The sequence below is a fragment of the Actinomadura rugatobispora genome (genome assembly GCF_042656285.1).
GTDB classification, from domain to species: domain Bacteria; phylum Actinomycetota; class Actinomycetes; order Streptosporangiales; family Streptosporangiaceae; genus Spirillospora; species Spirillospora rugatobispora.
Map to the genome: position 1 here is coordinate 1 of NZ_JBHSON010000110.1, position 21,545 is coordinate 21,545.

The window sequence follows — 21,545 nt, forward strand, 5'->3', positions numbered from 1 at the left end:
GGCTCGACCAGAGGCGACGGGGAGGCCCCAGACCATCACTCCGGTGGAAAGGGGGCCCCGCACGCTGACATCGAACCCGGCGTCCCAGATCGCGCTACCGAAAGTACAGAGACGAACACAAAACGTCAAGCCGGATCACTTGATCACCCCCATGTTCACTCAACCGACCTCACAGGCGAACAGCCCGCACCCCGTGCACGCGCCCAAGGGCGCGGCCGCCGTGGCGCTGATGTTCTCCACCGAGGCCGGACGGCACGGCGCCGAGACCGCGATCGCCCGCCTGGACGAGGTCGGCTTCGGCGCGCTCCGGCCTCGCGCCTGGTTCTTCTTCGGCGCGTACCTGGTCCGGCGCGAGGACCTGCGCGAGGCCGCCGCGGCCTGGGGGCGGATCTCGGCGGCCGAGGACATCGGCGCGCACGCGGCGGCGGCCTGCGTCCTGCCCGCGCTGGACGGCCGGGCGGAGCAGGCCGCGGACACCTTCCCGCGACTGGCCGCGCACGCCGCCGAGCTCGTCTCCGAGGTCATCTGGACGATCTTCGAGATCGGGGAGGCGCTGGCCCGGAAGCGGCGGACGAGGGCGGCGGGCGGCCGGGCGTACGAGACGGCGCTGCTCCTGGCCGAGCACTCGGGTGACCCCCTGCTGGCCGAGAACCTCCGCCGCGCCCACACCGGCTGATGGTCGATTCGCCCCGAGCCGGCGACACGGACTTCATTTCGGCACGGGCGTCACTGGATGCGTCTATAGTCCCGTGCATGTCTTCGGAAGATCGGGACGTCTGGGACGAGCTCCTCCCGGCGGGGTTCCTGCACGGGCTGCGCGAGGCGCACCTGGAGGCGACGCTGGCGGTGTTCGGGTCGCTGAGCCGCGGCGCCGGGTTCAAGGACCGCTCGTACGGCTACACCTCCTACGATGTGCTGGAGTCCCAGATCGACCGGGTCTTCGACGGCGACCCGGCGGTCACCCGCGACAACCTGAACAACTCGCCGGGCTGGCGGCGCGGGCGCTACCGCGTCCTGCTCAAGCGGCACGAGTTCGGCGCCGTCCGCGGCATCCGCTGGGACCGCGACAGCGCCACCAAGCAGCTCGTCGCCCGGCAGGGCTTCGACGGCGACCCGCAGCTCGCGCTCCCCTTCCCCGCCGACCCGGGGCCGCGCGACGACTCCGGGACGGTGACGCTGGTCCTCGCGCACAGCGCCAGCGAGGAGCCCCTCGAACTGGAGCTGTTCCTGGGCCGGCCGCGGCTGAACGCCGGCGGCGGCGACCCCTGGCACTGGCTGCTGGAGCTGTCCGGCGACGCGCTCGGTCCCGACCCGCGGCGCCGTCCCGCCGAGCCGACCCTGCCGCTCTGGACCGACGCCGGCGACGGCGCGGGCGGCGGCGGCCGGACCGCGACCGACGCCGACGTCCCCATGCGCCTGCGCGGCCGCCGCGCCGCCCGACCGCTCGACGAAAAGGCCCAGTGAACGACCGCACCGCCGACCGTGTGGCGGAGGCCCGGCTGCTGTTCGACTGCGAACGGCTGACCCTGGCCCGGCGCCTGCGCGGCCTGCGCAAGAACCAGCTCGCCCAGGCCGTCGGGACGACCCCCACCGCCATCGGCCAGTACGAGGCGGGCGTGCACCGCCCCTCGGAGAAGTCGCTGTCGCGGCTGGCGATCGCGCTGGGCGTCCCGGTGGAGTTCTTCCACGCGGGCCGCAGCCCGGTGACGCTCGACTCGGCGCACGCCCACTTCCGCTCGCTGCGCTCCACCACCCAGATCGAACGCGACCAGGCGCTGGCCTACGGCAGGATCGCCGCCGACATCGTCGGGACGCTGGAGGACCTGGTGGAGTTCCCGGCGGCCGAGCTGCCCGAGCACCCCGTGCAGCCCGACGAGATCGCCGGTCCCGGCCCGGTGGAGGCCGCCCGGCTCGCCCGGAAGGCGCTGCTCGGCGAGGGGCACGGCGCCGTCCCCCACATGGTGCGGCTGCTGGAGAAGAACGGCGTGATCGTGCTGATCCTGCCGCCGTCCACCGAACGGGTCGACGCGTTCAGCATCGGCGCCCACCCGCGGCCCATGGTGATGTTCAACCCGGCCAAGGGCGACTACTGGCGCAACCGCTTCGACGGCGCCCACGAGCTCGGCCACCTGGTGATGCACGCCGACGCCGAACCCGGGAGCAAGGTCATCGAGGACCAGGCGCACCGGTTCGCCGCCGAGTTCCTCATGCCCGAGGCCGGGATCGCCGGGGAACTGCCGTCCACCGCCGACTGGTCGCGCCTCGCGGCGCTGAAGGCGGCCTGGGGGGTGAGCATGTCCGCGCTGCTCTACCGCGCCCGCACCCTCGGGATCATGAAGGAGGGCACCTACCGCGGCGCGATGAGCACCATGGCCTCGCGCGGCTGGCGACGGCAGGAGCCGGGCCAGGCCAGACCCCTGGAAGGCCCCACCATGCTGACCCGGGCGGTCGAGCTCACCGCCGCCTCCGGCGTCGACCGCGACGAGCTCTCCGAGCGCGCCCGCGTCACCCGGGCCGACCTCGACCTGCTGGTCCCCGCCCGCGCCCGCCCCGCCGTGGACGCCTGACCGGCCCTAGTCGTCGATGGCCTGGTAGACGCCCGTCCAGAAGTCCAGCCACACCGGGTTCACGTCGGGGAACTCGGCGCGCTGCGTCATCAGGATCGCCACCAGGTCCTCGGCCGGGTCGTTGTACCAGCTCGTGCCGAGGCCGCCGTCCCAGCCGTACCGGCCCGGCGTGGTGGACAGGCGGTCGCGGCGCAGGGCCACGGACACGCCGAGGCCCCAGCTCGACGCGTCGCCGAACGCCTCCCGCCGCTGCGCCCCGGTGAGCTGGTCGGAGGTCATCAGCTCCACGGCGGGCCGCGACAGGACGCGCTCGCCCCGGTACGTCCCCTTGCCGAGCAGCATCCCCGCGAACGCGAGGTAGTCGCCGGCGGTCGAGACCAGCCCGCCGCCGCCGTCGGGGAAGGCGGGCGGCCGCGCCCAGCCGCTGTCGCGGGGCGAGTCGTACTCCCGCAGCGTGCCGTCCTCGGCCACCTGGTAGGCGGTGGCCAGGCGGTCCAGCTCGGCGGCCGGGACGCTGAAGCCGGTGTCCTTCATGCCCAGCGGCTCGAAGATCCGCTCGCGCAGGAACGCCTCGAACGGCTGCCCGGACGCCCGCGCGACCAGCACGCTCAGCAGGTACGAGCCGGTGTTGTAGAGCCAGCGCTCGCCCGGCTGGCACACCAGCGGCAGCGTGCCGACCAGCCGCGCCCACTCGTCGGGGGAGTGCGGGGTGCGAGGGTCGGGCGGCCCGAACCCGGTGACCCCCAGCTCCTGCGCCGCACGGTAGATCGGGTAGCCGAACGCCTCCGGCTCGAAGATCATGCCGAGGCCGCAGCGGAAGTCGAGCAGGTCCCGCACGGTGATCGGGCGGTGGGCCGGGACGGTGTCGTCCACCTCGGCGTCCGGGGCGCGCAGCACGCGGCGATCGGCCAGCTCGGGCAGCAGCCGGTCCACCGGCTCGTCCAGCCGCAGCCGGCACTCCTCGACCAGGATCAGCGCCGCCACGGCCGTGACCGGCTTGCTCATGGAGCTGATCCGGAAGATGGTGCCGGGGTGGATCGGCTCCGCGCCGCCGAGCGCGGGGGAGCCGATGGCGTCCACCAGCACCTCGCCGTGCCGGGCGAGGAGCGTCACGGCGCCCGGCACCCGCCCCGCCTCGACATGGCCGGTCATGACCTCGCGCATGCGGTCCAGACGCCGCTTGGAGAAGCCGCCGTTGCCGTTCATCGTTCGCACGCTCCGTTCGCTCCGCTCCCGTAGCCGGGACCATCCGTTCTGGGGGTAGACCGGGGGAGCGCCGCGAACTCATCGGCGGGGGCGTCAAGGGGCGGGCCGAGAGAGACGGCCGGGATCAGTCGGGGGACTCGTCCTCGGCGCCGAAGATGACACCGGAGACCTCCAGGTAGAGCTGCTCCGGGTAGGGCATGAAGCCCACGTTCCGCAGCGCCTGCTTCTGGCCGGCGGACTCCATGACGAACTCGCCGTACCCCAGCAGCCGCCCGCCCAGCGAACGTTCCAGGGCGATGTCGGTGACCTTGGCCAGCGGCATCATCGCCACGTTCCGGTTGAGGACGCCGCTGACGACCATCACCCGGTGCTCGGTGACCAGGAAGAACTCCACCGACCAGGCGAGGACCTTCCAGCCCAGGTAGCCGAGGGCGGCCAGCCACACCCACCAGAGCCACAGCACGCCGGTGATCGTGGCGGCGAACGCGCACAGGATCAGGCCGCCCAGCGCGAACCCGAGGGGCAGCAGCAGGACGGCGGGATGGCGCCGCACCGCGATGACCCGTCCCTCGTGGGCCATGAGGTACTTGTCGACGGTCCGCGAACTCTGGTCGCGGTAGACCATCAGGTCCTGCATGTTCATGGGGCCGAGCCGCTCCCGCCGCGCGTCGTGATGCGTCCACGAGATGCCCGCGAGATGGGGCGGACCCCATCAGGGTACCGTGCGGCCCCGCCTCCCACGATGATCGGCGGCGCCCTTGTGCGCGTGGCTCCGGCGCCACAAGATGGTCGTTATGGACGGCGCGCGGGAGCCCTCTCGGGGGCGGCAGGAGCCATGGCCGGACCGGCTTCTCGTATCCCGTCCACAGCAGCCCCGGCCGCCGGAGGCGCGGGAGACCCCGCCGCAGCCGCCAGAGGGCGCACCGTCTCAGCCTCAGCCCGGCCCGGTTCCCGAGGCGGCAGCGGCGCCCGCGCGGCCGCCGGTGCCCGTCCCGCGAACGGCGCCTCCGCTCCCCGAGCTTCCCGCAGATCACGATCCCGAGGGCCAGGACGACCATGAGGGCGCGCGCGGCGCGCAGGGCGAGTTCGTCCCCGACGTCACCGGGCGGCCCGTCTGGCGGCTCCTGATGCGCGGCCTCAGCATCTACCTGCCCGGCTGGCGGCAGCCCGACGGCGCGCTGCGCGTCCCGGGCTCGGCCGCCGCGCAGAGCTCGTACGGTTTCGGCGCGCCCGCGTTCCTCAACGGCGACGCCGGGTTCGGGCTGCACCTGGCCGAGCGCCGCCACGGCCTCGAACCCGACCGGGAGATCTACGTGCGCGGCCGCGAGGACCCCAGCTTCGGCATCGTCATCGCCGGACCGGCCGCCGCCGTCGGCACCCGGATCGTGGACGCCGAGGCGCTGCTGCGCTTCGCCCGCCGCCTCACCTTCGAGGAGCTGCTCGAACCCGCCGACGCCGACTCGGTGCCCTACGCGGTACGGGCCGCCCGCGCCGTCCACAACGTCGTCTTCCTCGACCGGGCCGCCGGGGTCGGGCTGTGCGCGGAGATCGACCAGGAGACGCGGGCCCCGCTGTGCCCGCTGTTCGTCCGGCTCGGCGCCCCTTCCGAGCGCACCGTGCGGGCCTACGGCGTCGCGGCCCAGGCGGTGAGGTCCCACAGCTGATGGGACGGCAGCCGCCGCAGCCGCACCGTGGCCGCCGCCGGGTCCCAGAAGACCTCGTCGCTCTCCATCTCCAGTGACTGCGGCGGCGTCAGGACGGCGCACAGCAGCTCGTCCCGGGTCCGGACCACCATCAGCGGGCCGATCTGGGCGATGGCGCCGTTGCTCTCGAACAGCGTCCGCAGCAGCGCCTTGAGCGCCGCCTCGTCCTCGGGCGGCCGGGTCGGCTCCACGCCCGGCGGCAGGCCCTGGCCTGGTTGGACGCGGGCCAGGGAGCCGGGACGCTGACGCTCGCCCGTGCCGTTGTGCGGCAGATCCGCGCCGGTCGAGATGAGCAGCGCGGTGAACCCGCCGATGAGGTCCTCGACGTGCTGCCCGGCGAGGAAGTAGCGGCGCTGCTCGGAGGTTCCGGGCGCGGCGCCGCCGGGCCCCTCCGAGGTCCGGAACCGGATGTTCAGCCGGGCCGCGCGCACGCACCGCTCGTACATCTCGGTGAGGATGTCGTCCAGCTGGCCGTCCCGTGTCCACAGTCGGCCGGTGGCGCGCACCGCGGCGCCGTCGTCGGACGGGCTGCGGGGCCGTCCGGCCAGCGCCGCGCCGGCCGACTCGTCCAGCTCGCTCTCGGTGAAGCGCAGCAGCTCGGCGACGACGTCCTCGACCTCCTCCAGCGTGCGGGTCAGGGTGCGCTGGAGCTCCAGGATCTCCTCGCCGCCGCGCTCCAGGTCGGCCAGCCGGTCCAGGGCGGTGTCCACCTTGCTCTCCACCGCGGCCGTGCCCGCCCGGGTGAACGAGCGCACGGAGGTCTCCACCTCGGCGAGCTTGCGGCGCAGCGCGGCCAGCGTGATCCGCTGCTTCTCCAGGTCGTGCAGCCGCCCGGCCTGCGCCCGCAGGTACTCGTCGGCCTGGTGCACCAGCGTGGCCAGCTCCTCGACCTGGCCGGTCTGCGAGCGCAGCCGCGCGTCCAGCGCCGGCAGCGTGTCCCGCTTGACCTTCGACAGCTCGGCGGTGAGCTGCTCGCCCACCGTGACCAGCACGTTGTTCTGCTTGGTGACCTGGTCGTTCAGCTCCTCGATGCGGCGGACGAAGGCGCGGGCCTGGTCCTTGCTCTGCTTGCCGGCGTACAGCTCAAGGGCCCCGACCACCAGGCACATCACGACCAGGATGACCGTCGTCATGAAACTCCTCGGGGCCGGTCGCGATTGACGGAAGGGGTTTTGATCGCGACCATAACTTACGATCATGCACCGATTCGGGCACTTACGTAACCGACTGATCTCACTGACCGCAGGGTTCCGAACCGTCCCGGCCAGGCCGGTTTTGGGATGGGACGAAGCGCAATGATCCGGGCTAATCGCATCCCTCGAACTGCGGGACCGTCGTCGTCACGCGCAGACCGGAGGGCCCGAACCAGGTCTTCAGCAGGCGCGCGGCGGTGCCGTCCTGGTACATGCCGGTGATCGCCCGGTTGACCGCCTCGCAGCCGTCCAGGTCGCCGCGCGCGATGCCGACCCCGTACGGCTCGTCGGAGATCGGCGCGTTCACGATCCGCAGCGGCGGCCCGCCCCGCCCCTCCTTGGCGGCCTTGGCGGCCAGGCCCGCCAGGATCAGGTCGTCGGTGGAGACCGCGTCCAGCTCCCCGGCCGAGAGCCGCTGCAGGCAGTGGTCGTAACCGTCGGCGTCCGCGGGGAGCACGGCGACGCCCTTCTCCTCCTGGACGCGGGGGTAGGAGACGGAGCCCCGCACGTGGCACAGCCGCCGGCCCTCCAGATCGCGCACGTTCTTGACCGCGCCGGCGTCGGACCCGCGGACCAGGATGTCCTGGTGGGCGACGTAGTACGGGCCCGCGAAGGCCACCAGGGTCTTGCGCTGCGGGGTGATGGAGTAGCTGGCGACCACCAGGTCGACGTCGCCGCTCCGCAGCCTCGTCTCACGGGTGGCCGAGGTGACGGGCCTGAAAGCGACCGTCGCGCCCAGCCGCCGGGCGATCTCGCGGGCGACGTCCACGTCGAAGCCGGCGTAGGCGCCGCCGCCCTCCTGGGAGCTCAGCCCGGGCTGGTCGGTGTTGACCCCGATGACCAGGGCGTCCTTGTCGGCGACGGACTCCTCCCCGGCGTTCGCGACGCCGCAGGCCCCCGCCAGCAGGGCCGCCGCGGCGGACAGGGCGGCCAGGAGGCCGGCCCGGCGTTCTCGCATCATCCGCTCCCTCACCTCGTCGGACGCCTCGACGTCCGCGCCGCCACGTCCGCGGCAGGGCCGCGGCCCGGTTCACGGGGATCGGGCTCACCGGTACTCCGCCAGGCGCGGCCGTACGCCGCCCAGGATGAGACCGACCAGGACCAGCCCCACCACCGGCAGCACCACGTTCCAGCCCCGGGTCCCCGCGTCGCCCTTGCGGACGGCCTCGTTGAACGCGTCGTCGTGAATCTTGATCAGCTTGGTCAGCGACTGGTCGTAGGTCCGGAAGTCCCGGTCGGAGGAGAGTCCGCCGGAGCCGCCGCCCAGCCGCGCCTGCACGGCGTTGCCGGTCTGCCCAGCCCGCGCCAGGGCCCGCACCCGCGAGTCGCTCTGCTGGAAGGCGCGGTAGTTCCGCAGCACCTCGGTGTAGACCTCCGGCTGCCCGGGGAGGTCGCCGTAGTCGGCCTCCCGGCCCAGGAACCCGAGGAACCGGTCCCTGGCCGGGTCGAGGCCGGGCTTGCCGAGGTCGCGCTGGATCGCCTGGTTGTAGCGGGTGAGGTTGTTGCCGTCCGCCCGGTACAGCACGGTCTGCGACTTGCTGAGGTAGACCTGCTCGTAGGTGTCGGCGCGGCCCGGGTCGACGAGGTAGCGGGTCTCGTCGGCGTTGGCGCTGGTGCTGATCGCCCGCGCCCGCGACAGCGCCAGCAGCGAGTCGAAGCCGTCGCTCTTGGCGGTGCGCAGGTGGCGCTCCTGGCCGAGCAGCATGACCGTGCTCGCCCCCACCAGCACCAGCACCACGGCGGTGCTCACCGCCAGCGCCGGGTTCAGCAGCCGCCGGAACCGGACGAACAGGAAGAACTGCAGGGCGAGCAGCAGCGCCAGCGTCAGCAGCCCCAGCACCAGCACCCACACCTGGCCGGCCTGCACGGCGCTGCGCTCGGACTCGTAGGTCTTGCGGACGAGCGTGCCGTTGTCGAGCGTCAGGTTGTAGGCCTTGGGCAGCAGGTCCAGCTTCATCAGGTCGGTCGCCTGCCGGTAGATCCCGATGACCTCCTGCTGCGGCGGACCGGCCTCGTGCGGGGCCCGCTGGTCGAGCAGCAGCGCCTGCCCGGCCAGCCGCTCGTACCGGGCCAGCGCGTTGAGGGACTCGCGCGCGGTGCGCTCCTCGGTGGGCTCGTCGGCCAGCTTCGCGGCGCGCAGCAGCGCGTCGCCCGCGGCCTCCCGGCTCTGGTCGAAGCCCTGCAGCGCCTGCTCGCGGCGCATGCCGAGGTTCCGCGTGTCGCCGATCAGCAGCGCGTTGGCGAGCTGGGCGTCCATGTTGGTGAGGTGGAAGTACAGGTTGCCGGTCGCCACCACCTGCGGCCCCGCGTCGTGGCCGATCACCCGGACGCCGTCGCGCGCGTTGCCGACCGCGATCGCGGTGACCGCCAGCAGGCCCGCCAGGGACAGCACGGTGACACTCGTCAGCGCGCGGACCCGTCCCGCCACCGTGCGCGGCACCAGCCGGAACCGGGACCGCCCGGACGGCTGCGGCGACGGCGGCCTGCGCACGCCCGACCGGCGCCGCCGCGCCTGTGCGGGCGGCCCGCCGCCCGCGCCGGGCGCGGGCACCGGAGCCTGGCCCTGGCCCTGCGGTCGTGCGTGCGGCTGCTGTACGGCCGTCATGACGCCCCGCCCTTCCTGAGGGTGATCGTGGTCCAGACCCCGACGTGGATGCGGTCGCCGTCCCCGACCGGCACCTCCACGTTGAGCGGGATCGTCGCGGTCGAGCCGTTGAGGCTGGTGCCGTTGGTCGACCCGGGGTCGACCAGCACCCAGGAGCCGCCGGGACGGGCCAGCAGCACCGCGTGGACGTGCGAGACGCCCGGGTCCTCCGGCGCGACCCGCAGGTCGATCTCGGGGGTGAGGCCCCGGGACGCGCTGTGCCGTCCGATGCGGATCTGCTCGCCGCGGATCGGCACCCGCCGCTCGGGGCAGTACGGCGGGAAGGCGATCACCCCGGCGTCGGGTTCGAGCTCGGCGAGGACCGCGTCGTAGTACGCGCGGTCGGCGGTGATGACCGCGACCCAGCCGGTGCCGGCGCCGCCGCCCGTGCCGCGCGAGCCGCCCGTGGCCAGAGGTCCTGTGCCGGTCGCCGCCCGCTCCGGCGCGCCCGGCACGGGACCGGACACAGGGCCGGACACGGGGCCGGAATCGGGGGACGGGGGAGGCGGCGGGGACGGCGCGGGCGGTGCGGCCGGGGTGGGCGCGCCGCCACCCGTGGCGAAGTCGTACCCGCACTCCTCGCAGAAGCGGTCGCTGGCCGGGGTGCCGCAGTCGGGGCAGGGCGTGCCGCCGGCCGAGGCCGACAGCTCCATCGTGCCGGTCGGCCGCCCGCCCGGCGGGCCCGAAGCGGACGGGGCCGAGACCGGGGCGCCGCCGATCCGCTCACCGCACACGTCGCAGTAGTCGGCGGCGGAGGACGTGTGGCCGCCGGGACAGATCGCCATGCTCAGCCCTCGCCCTTGCGGGTCCGGACGGTCTTGGACGATCGCGTGTCCAGCGACATCTCGTCGGCCTTGTCGACGTTCTTCTTCAGCCGCACCGTGCCGGTGGCCGGGTCCACCACGTCCACGACCTTGCGCAGCAGCCTGCTCGTCGCCTCGTTGCCCGCCTCGTCGGCCAGCGCCACCGCCCGCCCGAGGCGCGCGGTGGCGGTGTCCAGATCGCCGTCCTTGCGGGCCTGCAGGCCCTCCTGGATGACCTCGGCCAGCTCGGCCTGCCCGGTGTAGTGCGCCACCCGCGCGTTGATCCTGGTGGAGGCGGCCTCGTCGTCGGTCCACTGCGCGAGGACGTTCGCGGTGGCCAGCACCTGCGGCTCCTCGCCCGGGGCGCCCGGGACGACCAGCTTGACCCACGCGGCGCGCAGCTCCTTGCCGACCTCGCCCGGCGGCACCTCCACGCTGACGTGGTAGTCGCGGCTCTCGGCGCCCCACGCCCCGATCGGGTAGTCGCCCGCCTGCGGGCCCGCCTCGGCGCGCCTGCCGGTGAGGTCCTCCACCGTCGGCATCACCTGCTTGACGAAGCGGAGCCGGGCGGTCTGCGGCGTCCAGACGCGCAGTGCGACATCGGCGACGTTCTTGCCCATGGCCGCCTCGGTCATCGCCTGGAAGTCGGCCACCAGGTCCTGCGGGTCGGCGACGATGTCGACGCTGCCGAGCAGCGCCGAGGAGATCTTGCGCAGCTCCGCGACCTCCCAGTCGGTGCCCACGCCGCGGCAGTCGCAGACGAACCGTCCCGTGCAGCGCGACAGCACCGCGTCCAGCTGCTCGGCGGTCTCGTGCTGGTTCTTGCCGTCGGTCAGCAGGATCGCGTGGCGGATGCCGTCCTGGTGCGGGTCGAACAGCTCGTCGGCCAGCCGCAGCCAGGAGCCGATCGCGGTGCCGCCGGACGCCTGGAGCCGGCTGAGCGCGTGCTTGGCCTCCTGGCGGGTGCGGGCGTCGGCGCGCACCAGCACGGCGCTGCGCGGGTAGACCATGGCGGCCGAGTTCGCGCCGGACACGACCGCGAAGTGGACGCCGTCGCGGATGGTGTCGATCGCGATCTGCGCGGCGGCGATGGCCGAGCGCAGCTTGGTGTCCGGGTACGACATCGACCCCGAGGTGTCGATGAGGATCACTTCGGCGGCCGAGGCCGGGGCGGCGCTGGCGACGGGCGCGCCGGTCGCCTCCACCGACACGATGGCGTGCACCTCGCGGCCGCCCTCGGGCAGGAACTTGTTCTGGTCGACCTTGATGCTGAACTGCGGCTGCTCGCTCAACGCGCGTGCTCCAGGGGGCTCGAAGGGGAGGTGGTGGTCCGTGCGGGCAGCGGGATCACGGCGACGGTGATGTTGTCGCGCCCGCCGGCGTCCAGGGCGCGGCGTACCAGCGCCCGCGCGGCGCCGAGCGGGTCGGCCGCCGGGTCGGCCGCGGCCTCCGCCAGCACCGCGGCCAGGTCCTCCGCGCCGGGCAGGTAGTTCCACAGCCCGTCGCTGCAGACCAGCAGCGTGCCCGGCACGTCCGGGTCGGGGACGAAGGTGGCGACGTGCGGCCGGAGGTCGTCGTTGTCGGCGCCCAGCCAGCCGGTGATGACGTGCGCGTTCGGGTGGACCTCGGCCTCGGCCTCCGTCAGCGTCCCCTCCGCGATCATGTACGCGGCCCAGGAGTCGTCGGTGGTGAGCGCCCGGGACGCGCGCAGCTCGGGCCGGTCGGCCTCCGCCGGGTCGAGGGTGTCGAGCGGCGAGCCCGCGTCCCGTCCGGGCGCCCGCCGCGGCGCCGATCCGTTCGGGGCGGCCGGGGCAGCGGACGGCAGCCAGTAGGCGCGGCTGTCGCCGATCCAGCCGACCGTGACCGACCCCGGCGCGGTCACCGCGGACACGAACGTGCACGACGGCGCCTCCGCCGGGGAGGCCGCGAGGGCGGCCACCGCGTCGGACGCGCGGGCGATCGCCGCCCGCATCGCCGCGTCCGGCGCGGAACCGTCCGCCAGCCGCGCCACCAGCTCCGCCAGCGCGGTGTCGGCGGCGGTCCGGGACGCGTCGTCGGGGTTCGGCGACGAGCCCACCCCGTCCGAGACGACCGCGGCGACGCCTCCGGCGTGCCCGGCCAGCGCCATCGCGTCCTCGTTGCGGGCGTAGCGCTTGCCGCGGTCGCTGACCCCGGCCGCGGCCCGTCCCGGCAGCTCCACCTCCACGTGGTCGCGCTCGGCGGGCTGGCGCAGGCCGCACCGCTCGCAGTAGCCGTCGGCGTCGATCGCGGACCCGCCGCAGCCGACGCAGCCGCCCGCCGCCGCAGACACCGCCGCGGCGGCCGGCGCCGGCGCGGTGTCCTCGGCCGCCTCCGCGTCGTCGCTGAGCCGATGCCCGCACGCCTCGCAGAAGCCCTCGCCGGGGAACACCACCACGCCGCACGAGGGGCAGTTCAGCTCGGCGGTCTTCATAGTCTCGGCGTTTCCCGTCATAGGAGTGTCCTCGGCCGTACGGCGTTGGCGCAGTCGATGAGCCACCGCCGGTCCTCCCGGTCGGTGGTGAGGCGGGCCAGTGAACGGTAGGTCTGCTCCAGCCTGCGGCGCAGCGGGACCTCGCTCAGCGGCGCGCCCAGCAGCACGCCGGTGCCCTGCGGCCGCGCGACGCCCGTGCCCACGGCCGCGCCCGTGCCGTGCTCCACCCAGTCCAGCGCGGCCTCGAGGATCTCCGCGACCAGCCGGTCGTGCCGCTCGCCCTCCAGCCCGAGCCCGTCCAGCCGGGACCCGGCCCGCTCCAGCTCCGCCGGGGTGAGCTCGGCGGGCGGACGGTCCCGCACCGCCGTGGCGAGCGCCGCCACCTGCGCCGACACGTACCGGATCGAGACCTCGGGCACCGAGTCCAGCACCGCCGTCACCGCGGCGCGGTCACCGGCCGCCAGCCGCACCCGGGCCAGCCCGAACGCCGCGCCGATGTAGGTGCGGTCGGTGCGCCAGACCAGCTCGTACAGCCGGGCCGCCTCCTCCGGCGCGCTCCGCTCCAGGCAGCAGGCCAGCGCCAGCTTGGGCGCCGCCTCGCCGGGCAGCCGCGAGTACAGCCGGTCGAACCCCGCGGCGGCGTCGGCCGGCCGGCCCCCGGCCAGCAGCGCCAGCGCCCGGTACCAGTCGATCCGCCAGTCCCCGGGACGATCCTCCTCGACCTTGTCCAGCAACTCGCCCGCCTCGGCGAAGGCGCCCAGCTCGATCCGGACCCGGGCCAGCGCCAGCCGCACCTCCGGCGTCTGCTCCGGCGCGCTCGCCACCGCCGCCGCCAGCCGCGCCGGGTCCAGCGCGGTCAGCCCGGCCAGGAACCCGGCGGCCGGGTCGCCCCCGTCCACCAGCGGGATCGGCAGCGCGGCCGCGGCCTCGGCGGGCAGCACCGGCGGCAGCACACCCTCGCCGTCGGCCAGCTTGGCCACGTCGGTGCCCGGCACCGCCCGCTCCGGGCCGAACAGCCCGGACGGCGCGGGCCGCGGCACGCCGTCCTCGGCCGCCAGCACCTCCCGCAGCACGCCGGTCAGCTGCTCGGCCATCTCCGCCGCGTCCTGGAACCGCTCCGCCGGCCGCTCGTGCGTGGCGCGGCGCAGCAGCCGGTCGAACGACTCGTGCAGCGCCAGCACCGGCACCTCGGCCCGCGGCGGCAGGCTGTGCTCGTAGGCCCTGGTGTAGCCCTTGAACGGGAAGCTCAGCACCGCCAGCGCGCGGCCGACGGTGTAGAGGTCGGACGTCACCGACGGGCCGTCGTCCCCGATCTCGGGGGCCTGGTAGCCGACCGTGCCGTAGATCGCGCCGTCCGGGTCGTCCAGCCGCCGCACCCCGCCCAGGTCGATCAGCCGCAGCTGCTCCTCGGACTGGATCACGTTGTCGGGCTTGAAGTCGCAGTAGACCAGCCCCTGCGCGTGCAGGTACCCGAACGCCTGCAGCACCTCCAGGCCGTAGGCGATCGCCTGGCCGACCGGGAGCGACTCGGCCGCGGTGTCCTGCCGGTGGCGCAGCAGGATGTCCTTGAGGGTCTGGCCGCCGACGTACTCCATCACGATGTAGCCGGCGTCGCCGTGCCGCACGAAGTTGTAGATCTTGACGATGTTGGGGTGCTCGACCTCGGCCAGGAACGCGCGCTCGGCCTCGGCGGCGGCGAGCGCTTCGGCGTCGCCGCTGTCCAGCAGGCCCTTGAGCACCACCCAGCGGCCGTTGACGTTGCGGTCCCTGGCCAGGTAGATCCAGCCGAGCCCGCCGTGCGCGATGCAGCCGAGCACCTCGTACTGCCCGCCGATCACCTCGCCGGGTGAGAGCTTGGGCGTGAACGAGAACCGCGTCCGGCACTTGGGGCAGAATCCCTCGGTGCGGCCGGGGCGTCCCTCCCGGCTGCGCCCGACCTCCTCCCCGCAGTCGCTGTTGCTGCAGAAGCGCTTGTGCTCGGCGACCTGCGGGTCGGTCAGCACCGCCGTGGACGGGTCGCGGTACGGCACCCGCGGCACCTCGACGAGCCCGGCGCCCAGCATGCCGCGGCGTCCCGACGACCGCGCGGACCCGGTGCGGCCGGACGTGGACCCGGAGCGCGTGGAACCGGAGTAGGTGCCGCCGGTGGAGGAGAACGGCACCGACGACGACGGCGCGGAGCGCCCCGAAGAGCTGCCGGTGGCGGCCGGGTGCCCGTGCAGGTCGCAGTAGCCGTCCACGATCGTGCCCGAGCACCCGGGTTCCCCGCACTTCGAGGACGCGGGCGCCGCGGCGGGCGCCGCCGCCGCGGCGGGCTGCGCGGCCGGGTGCCCGCACACGTCGCAGTAACCGTCGACGATCGTGCCGGAGCAGCCCGGCTCGGCGCACGAGCCCGGCGCCGTACCGCCGCTGGAGGGACCGGGACTCGCCGTGGCAGCCATACCGCATACGACGCAGTAGCCGTCTTCGATGGTTCCGTTGCAGCCCGGCGCCGAGCACCGGTTCGTCGGCGCGTTCATCCGCCCGTTCCCTTCGCCTTGGACGCGTCCGCCTTGGACGAGATGGCCTGCTGATAGCCCGACAGCAGCACGGTCGCCTTCCTCAGGTCGCAGGGGGAGGACCACAGCACCGCGCGGGCCTCCTCGTAAAGCCCGGCCAGGCCGGCGTCCTCCGCGTGCCCGAGCCGCGCGGCCTTCACCTTGTAGGCCTGGAGCCGCCCGCGCAGCTCCTCGCGCCGCTCCAGCAGGCCGGTGACCAGGCCCAGATCGGCGCGGGCCCGTTCCAGCGCGTCCCGGGTGGCGCGTTCGAGATCGGCGGCGCGGTCCGCGAGTTCGCCCCAGCGTCGTTGGTCGCGCAGCGTGTGCAGGGCGGCCAGCCGGTCGGCCAGCGCGGCCGCCGCCGCGGCCGGCGCTGGCAGCGCCGGAGATGCGATCTTCACCAGCACCTCGTCACGGGCGCGGCGCACGTCCTCCTCCGCCGCCCGGACCCGCCCGACGGCGTTCCGCACCCGGCCCACCTGCTCGTCGTACCGCGCGCGGAAGCGCACCGCCTCGGCGAACCGTTCTTTGAGCCGCGCCAGATCGGCGGCCAGCCTCTCCAGGTCGGCGGTGTCGGCGCGGCCGTCCCGGCTGAGCGCCATCGGATCGCCGCGCACCGTACGGGCCCGCGCGTCGAGCTCCTCCCGCACGCGCCGGTACTCCGCGTCCTCCGCGAGGCCCAGGGACTCCGCCATCTCGGCGACGACGCGCTGCTCGGCCTCCACCGACCCGAGCCGCGCCAGCAGCGCCGACCAGACCGTGTCGACGGCGGCGACCGCGCGGGCGGACTCCTCGTACAGGGCCGTCATCCGTTCCACGACACCGCGCAGCGTCAGCCGTTCACCCGAGGGGGACTGCAGCAGCGTGCGGCGCTCCAGCGGGACCTCCTCCGCGGGCAGCTCGACCGAGGTGCCCGTGAGCAGGCGGTCCAGCTCGGCCAGCTGCGCGCCGTTCGGACGCGAGTGCCGCGCCCGCAGCTCCTCGGCCTCGCCCAGCGTCCGCCCGTACAGGTCGAACAGCGTCCACAGCTCGCCCATGCGGGACCGCACCTCGGCCTGGCGACGGCCCGTCTCCCCGCTCAGCGCCGCCCCCTCCAGCAGCCGGTAACCCGAGTGCCGTTCCAGGTCGAGCAGCGCCGCGCCGATGCGCTCCTTCTCCTCCCGCAGGTGCCGCAGAGCGCGGTCCACCTCGTCACGGTTCATCGGCGGGTTGCCCCCATCGGCCCAACACTGACCCTGTATCCCCCGTTACACCCACTGGTGGATCAGTGTTCCGCATGGCCGGGCGGCTTCTCAAGGGGCCCCGGGCCGGGGCGATATGGGCCTGCAAAATGTCAGTGTTCGAACGTATGATCGAACCATGGCGAACGTTGCGACGCACCGGACCGACCAGCGCACCGACCTCACCGCGGGCGAGATCGCCGCACTCGCGCTCTCCCTCGCCCATCTGGGCACCGGCCCGCAGGCCACGACCGCCCGCCGCGCCCTGCGCGCCCTGTTCGACCTCGACGTCCACGACGACGTCGTCGCCGCCACCCTCGGCACGCTGACCGCGACCCTCGACGCCTCCACGGCCGACCGGGCGCGCGTCATCGCCGCCGCCATCACCGAGCACCGCGTCGTCCGGCTCTGCTACGGCGACGCCGACGCCAACGTCACGATCCGCGAGGTGGAGCCCGTCACCTGCCTCGTGCACCGCGACCACTGGTACCTGGTCGGCTGGTGCCGGATGCGGCGCGGCGTCCGGGCCTTCCGCTTCGACCGCGTCCTCGCGGTCGAGGCCACCGGCCTGCTCGCCCGCCCGCGCCGCGCCGACCGCTACCTCCCGTTCCAGCGGCGCACCCCCGCCGCCGCCTGACCCACCCCGGCCGTCGCGCGCGACAGGGGCACGCGCCACGGCCGGATGTGGCCGAAGCCGGACACCAGGCGCACCGACCGCCGCCGCGGGACCGCCCACCCCCGGGGCACCCGCGGCGGCCCGGCCCGCCCCCGAGCCCGTGCCACCGGACGCCCCCGGGCGGGTGGCATGCTGCGCTCGCCCCGGGATCGCCCGGCCTCGGGCACCTCGCAGTGGCCCGCCCCGCCCTGCTAGTCACGCGTCCACGGTTCGGGTCAGAGGAGGCCGCCGTGTTCTCCGCCGTCCACCGCCAGGGCGCTGCCGGTCACGAACTTGGCCTGGTCCGAGGCCAGGAACGCGACCAGGGCGCCGAAGTCGGCGGGGTCGCCCACGCGGCCCGCCGGGATCGCGGCGGCGACCTGCTCCAGGTCGCCGCCGCGCACCTGGCGCAGCCGGTCGGTGGCGTGCGAGCCGGGCAGCAGCGAGTTCACGGTCACGCCGTCCCGCGCCACCTCCAGCGCCAGCGTCTTGAGGAAGCCGGTGGCGCCCGCGCGGGCCGTGTTCGACAGGATCAGCGCCGGGTTCGGCTGCCGCACGGTGACCGAGGTGATCGCCACGACCCGTCCCCAGCCGCGCTCCTGCATCGCGGGCACGGCCGCCTTGCACATCGCGACCACCGACATGAGGTTGAGGTCGAGGGCCGAGCCGTAGGCGTCCACGGGGGTGGAGGCGAAGGTGCCGGGCGGTGGCCCGCCCGCGTTGGTCACCAGGACGTCCACGCCGCCGAGCGCGTCCTGCGATGCCTGGACGAACGCGGTCGCGCCCTCGGGCGTCCCCACGTCCGCGACGATCGGGTGCACGTCCCCGCCCAGCTTCGCGGCCGCCGCGTCGAGGCGGTCCCGGTCCCGGCCGCAGATCGCGACCCGCGCGCCCTCCGCCAGCAGGGCCCGCGCCGCCGCGAACCCCAGGCCGTTGCTCGCCGCCGCCACCGCGGCGCGCCGGCCGCTCAATCCAAGATCCACGCCTCGAAGGCTACGTCCTCCGGTCCTCGTAGAACGAGTCGACGGCCGGCTGTCCCGTGTAGTTGGGCCCGGCGGTGTCGTCGGCGCCCAGGTAGCGGTACGGGAAGCAGACCTCGCGGCCTCCGCGCATCGAGATCCGCTTCCGTCTGGCGTCGTAGGCGAAACCCTGCCGCCGCAGCTCGGCCGCGACCCGCCGCCCGCCCGCGAGCCGGACGGAACGCGCGTCGAAACTGGCCATCAGCAGCCCGTCGCCGGTGAGCCACGACGCGGCGCGCGCCAGCACGCCCAGTTTGTCGCCCACGTAGTGCAGCCCGTGCACCGACGTGACCAGGTCGAACCGGCCCTCCGGCGCCCACGTCGTCACGGACGCCTCCACCAGCGTCAGCCCGGGCGGCGCCGCGGCCGGGACGAAGTGCCCGGCCAGATCCACCCCGACGATCTCCACGGCCCCGCCCAGCAGCGCCGCCGCCTCGTGCAGGGCGCGGCCCGTCCCGCAGCAGAGGTCGAGCCAGCGCGCGGGCGCCCCGCCCGGCGCGGCGGCCAGCTCGGCGGCGATGTCGAGCCCGAGCTCGCGGCCGTAGCCGTTGGAGCCGGTCAGCGACCGCTCCCGGTTCATCGTGCAGTTGGCGACCACGGGCGACCGTTCCAGCGCCTCCTCGCCCAGCAACCGAGTCACATCCGGCATTCTGCCGCGGATCACCAGCTTCTGGCCGCTAGGACGTGGTCGTCCTGCGGACCGCGTCGGACACGACCTCGGCCACGCTGCCCTTCTCCTTGTGCACGCGGCGCTGGCGGCATGCCCCGGTGCCCTCCTCCGCCACCTGGGCCAGCAGGCGCTCGGTCGTCTTCAGGTCGCCGTAGCGCTCCAGCGCGGGCCGCACGTGGTCGAGCAGCGCGCCGATCACCGCGCGGGCGGGGGCGGCCCGGCGCGTCACGGGATGGACGAGGTCGCCCTCCAGGCCCGAGCGGCTCGCCCGCCACATCGCCAGCCGCAGCAGATCGGTCCGGACCGGGTCCGGAGGGCGGTCGGCGCGCCACTCCCGCGCCGCGGTGTCGACCAGTGCCCGCACCAGCGCCGCCACCAGCACGGTGTCCGACGCGCGCAGGCACACGTCGGCGACCCGCACCTCCACGGTCGGGTAGCGCCGCGACAGCCGGGCGTCGAAGTAGACCATGCCCTCGTCCAGCAGCGCCCCGGTGCCCAGCAGCGCGTCCACCGTGGCCCGGTAGTGCTCCGCCGAGCCGAACAGCTGGGTGGGGCCGCTGGACGGCCAGCGCCACCACACCTGCTGCCGCCAGCTCGCGTACCCGGAGTCGTTCCCCTGCCAGAACGGCGAGTTCGCGCTGATCGCCAGCAGCGGCGGGAGCCACGGCCTGATCCGGTCGAGGACGGCCACGCCCTCGTCCGGGGAGCCGATGCCCACGTGCACGTGGCAGCCGCAGGTGAGCTGCTCGTCGGCGGTGAGCCCGTAGGCGTCGGCCATCCGCCGGTAGCGCAGGGACGGCGTCAGCGACGGATGCACCTCGACCGGGCAGGTGGCCAGCGCGGCCACCGCGGCCCCGGCCCCGGCGGCGGCCGCCGACGCCGCCCGGCGGCCTCCGCGCACATGGTCGGCGAGCTCGTCCAGCGACACGCACGGCGGCGTGAGGGTCTCCAGCTGCTGCCGCTGCAGCTCGGGCTCGAGGAGCTCCGCGTCGCCCGCGGGGGCCGGCGGCGGCCCGCCGTTCTCGCGGGCGAACCGGATCACCGCGTCGCAGATCGGCCGCGGTGCCCCGCTCTCGGGGTCGACCAGCAGCAGCTCTTCCTCGACTCCGAAGGTGCGCGGTCTCACTGTGTGGTTCTGCCCAGCGACTCTTTACGTACGCGCCACGGCGGGCTTTCCGTCAGGGGCGTTCCTGGCGGAGGGAGGTCAGGGCCAGAAGGGCCACGTGGAGCGAGACGCAGGACTCCACGTCGTCCAGGTCGGCGCTGAGGACGCGCTCGATGCGGCGGAGGCGTTCGTAGAAGGCGGGACGGGACAGGTGGGCCTGCTGGGCGGCCACGGCCTTGTTGCGGCCGGAGTCGAGATAGAGGCGCAGGATGCGGGTCAGGTCGCCGTGGCGTTCGGCGTCGTACTCCAGCAGTGGGCCCAGTTCGCGTTCGACGAAGGTCTGGATGCGGGCGTCGTCGCGGAGGAGGTGGAGCAGGCCGCGCAGGCGCAGGTCGGGGAGGCGGTAGAAGAGGCGGTCGCCGGACGAGCGGCTGGCGACGTCGGCGACCTGGTCGGCCTCCAGGAACGAGCGGCGCACGTCGCGGATCGACTCCACCATCGAGCCGGCGGCCATGACCGCGTGGGACTGGCCGCGGACGCGGGTGGCGACGGCGGTGAGGGCGGTCTCGGCGTCGGCGCGGGCCGGGAGGGAGGCCAGCACGCCCACCCGGGAGTCGGGGCCGCCCTCGTCCAGCACGCCGACCAGGGCGGCCAGCCGGGCGTCCTTGCACGCGGCGGCGGCCAGCTCGGCCAGCTCGGAGATCTCGGCGGGCTGGACCGGGCCGCGGGTGCGCAGCACCACGCCCAGCAGCCGCCGTCCCGACAGCGGGACGCCGAGGGCGCGGGCCCGCGCGGTGGCCTCCTGCGGGTCGGAGTAGGAGTGCTCCAGGATGCGGGCGATGATCGTGCCGTGCGCCTGCCGCTCGACGCTCTCGGCGTGCCGGTCGAGGAGGCGCCCCAGGGCCAGGGTGGTCGCGGCCCGCTCGATCAGCACGGTCTCGCGCGGCGACGGCGGGGCGCCCAGCGGGATGATCAGGCGGCCCCAGTCCTCGCCGCGGGCGCCCACCATGGTGACCAGCCAGCCGGACGCCTCGTCGTAGCCGGTGCGCTGCTCGGGCCGCACGGCGCGGGACCGGGTCTCCCAGGCCGACAGCAGCTCGGCCGGGTCGCGGCCGTCGGCGTCGGCGGCCAGCACCTGGTGGGAGAGGTTCTCCAGGACGACCGGATGCCCGCCCAGCGCCGTCACCTGCCGGACGACCTCCTCGGTGGAGGCGCCCTCGACCGACAGCTGGGTGAAGATCTCGTGCAGCCGCTCGGAGGCGCGCAGCTCGGCGAACTGGTCCTGGACGATCCGGGCGTGCACCGACTCGGTGATGTCCACGAACGCCGGCTCGTGCGCCAGCATGACCACCGGGAGCCGGTGGTCCTCGGCGGCGGCCAGCAGCGCGGGCGGCAGCGACTCGGCGTAGCGCCGGCCCAGCTCGATCATCAGCCCGCTGACCCCGACCTCGGCCAGCTCGGAGATGTAGGCGCGCAGCCGGGCCGGGTCGTCGGGCAGCGCGATCCCGGTGGTGAGGACCAGCTCGCCGCCGTGCAGCAGGTGGGCGATGTCGGTGACCTCGGCGACGTGCACCCAGCGGACCCGGTTGTCCAGCCGGTCGCCGCCGGCGACCACGTGCGGCTGGCCTCGCCGCACGGCGTCGAGGCAGAGCACGTCGGCCAGCGTCGGAAGCATCGCTTACACAGTGTAAAGGCTGCACACCGTCAATCCCGCGGCCCGGATCGTGACACTCTGGCGGTAGCCGCGGGTACCTGCGCGGACAAGACTGGG

At 74.7% G+C, this 21,545-nt stretch carries 19 protein-coding genes; 5 read left to right on the forward strand and 14 right to left on the reverse strand.

Annotated elements, in window-relative coordinates; all coding sequences use genetic code 11:
* Positions 1 to 151: 151 nt before the first annotated feature.
* The 3 genes from ACFPZN_RS47685 to ACFPZN_RS47695 all read left to right on the forward strand — a co-directional run bounded on the left by ACFPZN_RS47685 (position 152) and on the right by ACFPZN_RS47695 (position 2,567).
* Positions 152 to 676 (forward strand): hypothetical protein, encoded by a 525-nt coding sequence (locus ACFPZN_RS47685; RefSeq protein WP_378290272.1) that lies wholly within the window; start codon positions 152 to 154, stop codon positions 674 to 676.
* A 77-nt stretch (positions 677 to 753) separates the two neighbouring features.
* Positions 754 to 1,464: a hypothetical protein gene (locus ACFPZN_RS47690; protein WP_378290274.1), complete on the forward strand. Its 711-nt coding sequence runs from the start codon at positions 754 to 756 to the stop codon at positions 1,462 to 1,464.
* A complete protein-coding gene (locus tag ACFPZN_RS47695; RefSeq protein ID WP_378290276.1) occupies positions 1,461 to 2,567 on the forward strand; it encodes an XRE family transcriptional regulator in 1,107 nt (368 codons plus the stop codon). Before ACFPZN_RS47690 ends, ACFPZN_RS47695 begins: the two co-directional genes overlap by 4 nt.
* A gap of 6 nt (positions 2,568 to 2,573) precedes the next feature.
* On the opposite strand, the gene ACFPZN_RS47700 is transcribed toward ACFPZN_RS47695, so the two are convergent.
* Together ACFPZN_RS47700 and ACFPZN_RS47705 are read right to left on the reverse strand one after the other, a co-directional pair.
* Positions 2,574 to 3,773, reverse strand: a complete 1,200-nt coding sequence (locus tag ACFPZN_RS47700) for a serine hydrolase domain-containing protein (RefSeq protein WP_378290278.1) — start codon at positions 3,771 to 3,773, stop codon at positions 2,574 to 2,576.
* Between the two features lie 124 nt (positions 3,774 to 3,897).
* Positions 3,898 to 4,416: a PH domain-containing protein gene (locus tag ACFPZN_RS47705; protein WP_378290280.1), complete on the reverse strand. Its 519-nt coding sequence runs from the start codon at positions 4,414 to 4,416 to the stop codon at positions 3,898 to 3,900.
* A 340-nt stretch (positions 4,417 to 4,756) separates the two neighbouring features.
* Between ACFPZN_RS47705 and ACFPZN_RS47710 the strand changes: the two genes are divergently transcribed.
* On the forward strand, positions 4,757 to 5,437 hold the full coding sequence (locus ACFPZN_RS47710) for a hypothetical protein (protein ID WP_378290282.1): 681 nt from the start codon (positions 4,757 to 4,759) through the stop codon (positions 5,435 to 5,437).
* On the opposite strand, the gene ACFPZN_RS47715 is transcribed toward ACFPZN_RS47710, so the two are convergent.
* From ACFPZN_RS47715 to ACFPZN_RS47750, 8 genes are all read right to left on the reverse strand, one after another.
* Entirely contained in the window at positions 5,398 to 6,609 is a 1,212-nt protein-coding gene (locus ACFPZN_RS47715) for a hypothetical protein (protein WP_378290284.1), read from the reverse strand. The genes ACFPZN_RS47710 and ACFPZN_RS47715 overlap by 40 nt on opposite strands.
* Before the next feature lie 172 nt (positions 6,610 to 6,781).
* Positions 6,782 to 7,630, reverse strand: coding sequence for a transporter substrate-binding domain-containing protein (locus tag ACFPZN_RS47720; RefSeq protein WP_378290286.1), 849 nt, complete (start codon positions 7,628 to 7,630; stop codon positions 6,782 to 6,784).
* Between the two features lie 84 nt (positions 7,631 to 7,714).
* Positions 7,715 to 9,274 carry a hypothetical protein gene (locus ACFPZN_RS47725; protein WP_378290288.1) on the reverse strand — a complete coding sequence of 520 codons (1,560 nt, stop codon included), beginning with the start codon at positions 9,272 to 9,274 and terminating at the stop codon, positions 7,715 to 7,717.
* Positions 9,271 to 10,098 (reverse strand): FHA domain-containing protein, encoded by an 828-nt coding sequence (locus ACFPZN_RS47730; RefSeq protein WP_378290290.1) that lies wholly within the window; start codon positions 10,096 to 10,098, stop codon positions 9,271 to 9,273. Before ACFPZN_RS47730 ends, ACFPZN_RS47725 begins: the two co-directional genes overlap by 4 nt.
* A gap of 2 nt (positions 10,099 to 10,100) precedes the next feature.
* A complete protein-coding gene (locus ACFPZN_RS47735) occupies positions 10,101 to 11,408 on the reverse strand; it encodes a vWA domain-containing protein (RefSeq protein ID WP_378290292.1) in 1,308 nt (435 codons plus the stop codon).
* Complete coding sequence (locus tag ACFPZN_RS47740; protein WP_378290294.1) at positions 11,405 to 12,589, reverse strand: PP2C family protein-serine/threonine phosphatase; 1,185 nt, start codon at positions 12,587 to 12,589, stop codon at positions 11,405 to 11,407. Before ACFPZN_RS47740 ends, ACFPZN_RS47735 begins: the two co-directional genes overlap by 4 nt.
* A complete protein-coding gene (locus ACFPZN_RS47745; RefSeq protein ID WP_464044034.1) occupies positions 12,586 to 14,631 on the reverse strand; it encodes a serine/threonine-protein kinase in 2,046 nt (681 codons plus the stop codon). Before ACFPZN_RS47745 ends, ACFPZN_RS47740 begins: the two co-directional genes overlap by 4 nt.
* A 452-nt stretch (positions 14,632 to 15,083) precedes the next feature.
* Entirely contained in the window at positions 15,084 to 16,307 is a 1,224-nt protein-coding gene (locus ACFPZN_RS47750) for a coiled-coil domain-containing protein (RefSeq protein ID WP_378290298.1), read from the reverse strand.
* A 157-nt stretch (positions 16,308 to 16,464) separates the two neighbouring features.
* Between ACFPZN_RS47750 and ACFPZN_RS47755 the strand changes: the two genes are divergently transcribed.
* On the forward strand, positions 16,465 to 16,962 hold the full coding sequence (locus ACFPZN_RS47755; RefSeq protein WP_378290300.1) for a helix-turn-helix transcriptional regulator: 498 nt from the start codon (positions 16,465 to 16,467) through the stop codon (positions 16,960 to 16,962).
* A 254-nt stretch (positions 16,963 to 17,216) separates the two neighbouring features.
* On the opposite strand, the gene ACFPZN_RS47760 is transcribed toward ACFPZN_RS47755, so the two are convergent.
* The 4 genes from ACFPZN_RS47760 to ACFPZN_RS47775 are packed head-to-tail and all read right to left on the reverse strand — an operon-like array spanning position 17,217 to position 21,449.
* Positions 17,217 to 17,963, reverse strand: coding sequence for an SDR family oxidoreductase (locus ACFPZN_RS47760; RefSeq protein ID WP_378290302.1), 747 nt, complete (start codon positions 17,961 to 17,963; stop codon positions 17,217 to 17,219).
* 10 nt (positions 17,964 to 17,973) lie between these two features.
* Complete coding sequence (locus ACFPZN_RS47765) at positions 17,974 to 18,639, reverse strand: class I SAM-dependent methyltransferase (RefSeq protein WP_378290304.1); 666 nt, start codon at positions 18,637 to 18,639, stop codon at positions 17,974 to 17,976.
* A 37-nt stretch (positions 18,640 to 18,676) separates the two neighbouring features.
* A complete protein-coding gene (locus ACFPZN_RS47770) occupies positions 18,677 to 19,795 on the reverse strand; it encodes a carboxylate-amine ligase (RefSeq protein WP_378290306.1) in 1,119 nt (372 codons plus the stop codon).
* Positions 19,796 to 19,847: 52 nt separating this feature from the next.
* Positions 19,848 to 21,449, reverse strand: a complete 1,602-nt coding sequence (locus ACFPZN_RS47775; protein WP_378290308.1) for a PucR family transcriptional regulator — start codon at positions 21,447 to 21,449, stop codon at positions 19,848 to 19,850.
* Positions 21,450 to 21,545: the final 96 nt, after the last annotated feature.

Coding starts and splice junctions, on each gene's coding strand:
- ACFPZN_RS47740 (WP_378290294.1), bottom strand. CDS start 12,589: ATGACGGGAAACGCCGAGACTATGAAGACCGCCGAGCTGAACTGCCCC.
- ACFPZN_RS47745 (WP_464044034.1), bottom strand. CDS start 14,631: ATGCTGGGCGCCGGGCTCGTCGAGGTGCCGCGGGTGCCGTACCGCGAC.
- ACFPZN_RS47715 (WP_378290284.1), bottom strand. CDS start 6,609: ATGACGACGGTCATCCTGGTCGTGATGTGCCTGGTGGTCGGGGCCCTT.
- ACFPZN_RS47730 (WP_378290290.1), bottom strand. CDS start 10,098: ATGGCGATCTGTCCCGGCGGCCACACGTCCTCCGCCGCCGACTACTGC.
- ACFPZN_RS47705 (WP_378290280.1), bottom strand. CDS start 4,416: ATGAACATGCAGGACCTGATGGTCTACCGCGACCAGAGTTCGCGGACC.
- ACFPZN_RS47775 (WP_378290308.1), bottom strand. CDS start 21,449: ATGCTTCCGACGCTGGCCGACGTGCTCTGCCTCGACGCCGTGCGGCGA.
- ACFPZN_RS47750 (WP_378290298.1), bottom strand. CDS start 16,307: ATGAACCGTGACGAGGTGGACCGCGCTCTGCGGCACCTGCGGGAGGAG.
- ACFPZN_RS47690 (WP_378290274.1), top strand. CDS start 754: ATGTCTTCGGAAGATCGGGACGTCTGGGACGAGCTCCTCCCGGCGGGG.
- ACFPZN_RS47700 (WP_378290278.1), bottom strand. CDS start 3,773: ATGAACGGCAACGGCGGCTTCTCCAAGCGGCGTCTGGACCGCATGCGC.
- ACFPZN_RS47725 (WP_378290288.1), bottom strand. CDS start 9,274: ATGACGGCCGTACAGCAGCCGCACGCACGACCGCAGGGCCAGGGCCAG.
- ACFPZN_RS47720 (WP_378290286.1), bottom strand. CDS start 7,630: ATGATGCGAGAACGCCGGGCCGGCCTCCTGGCCGCCCTGTCCGCCGCG.
- ACFPZN_RS47685 (WP_378290272.1), top strand. CDS start 152: ATGTTCACTCAACCGACCTCACAGGCGAACAGCCCGCACCCCGTGCAC.
- ACFPZN_RS47755 (WP_378290300.1), top strand. CDS start 16,465: ATGGCGAACGTTGCGACGCACCGGACCGACCAGCGCACCGACCTCACC.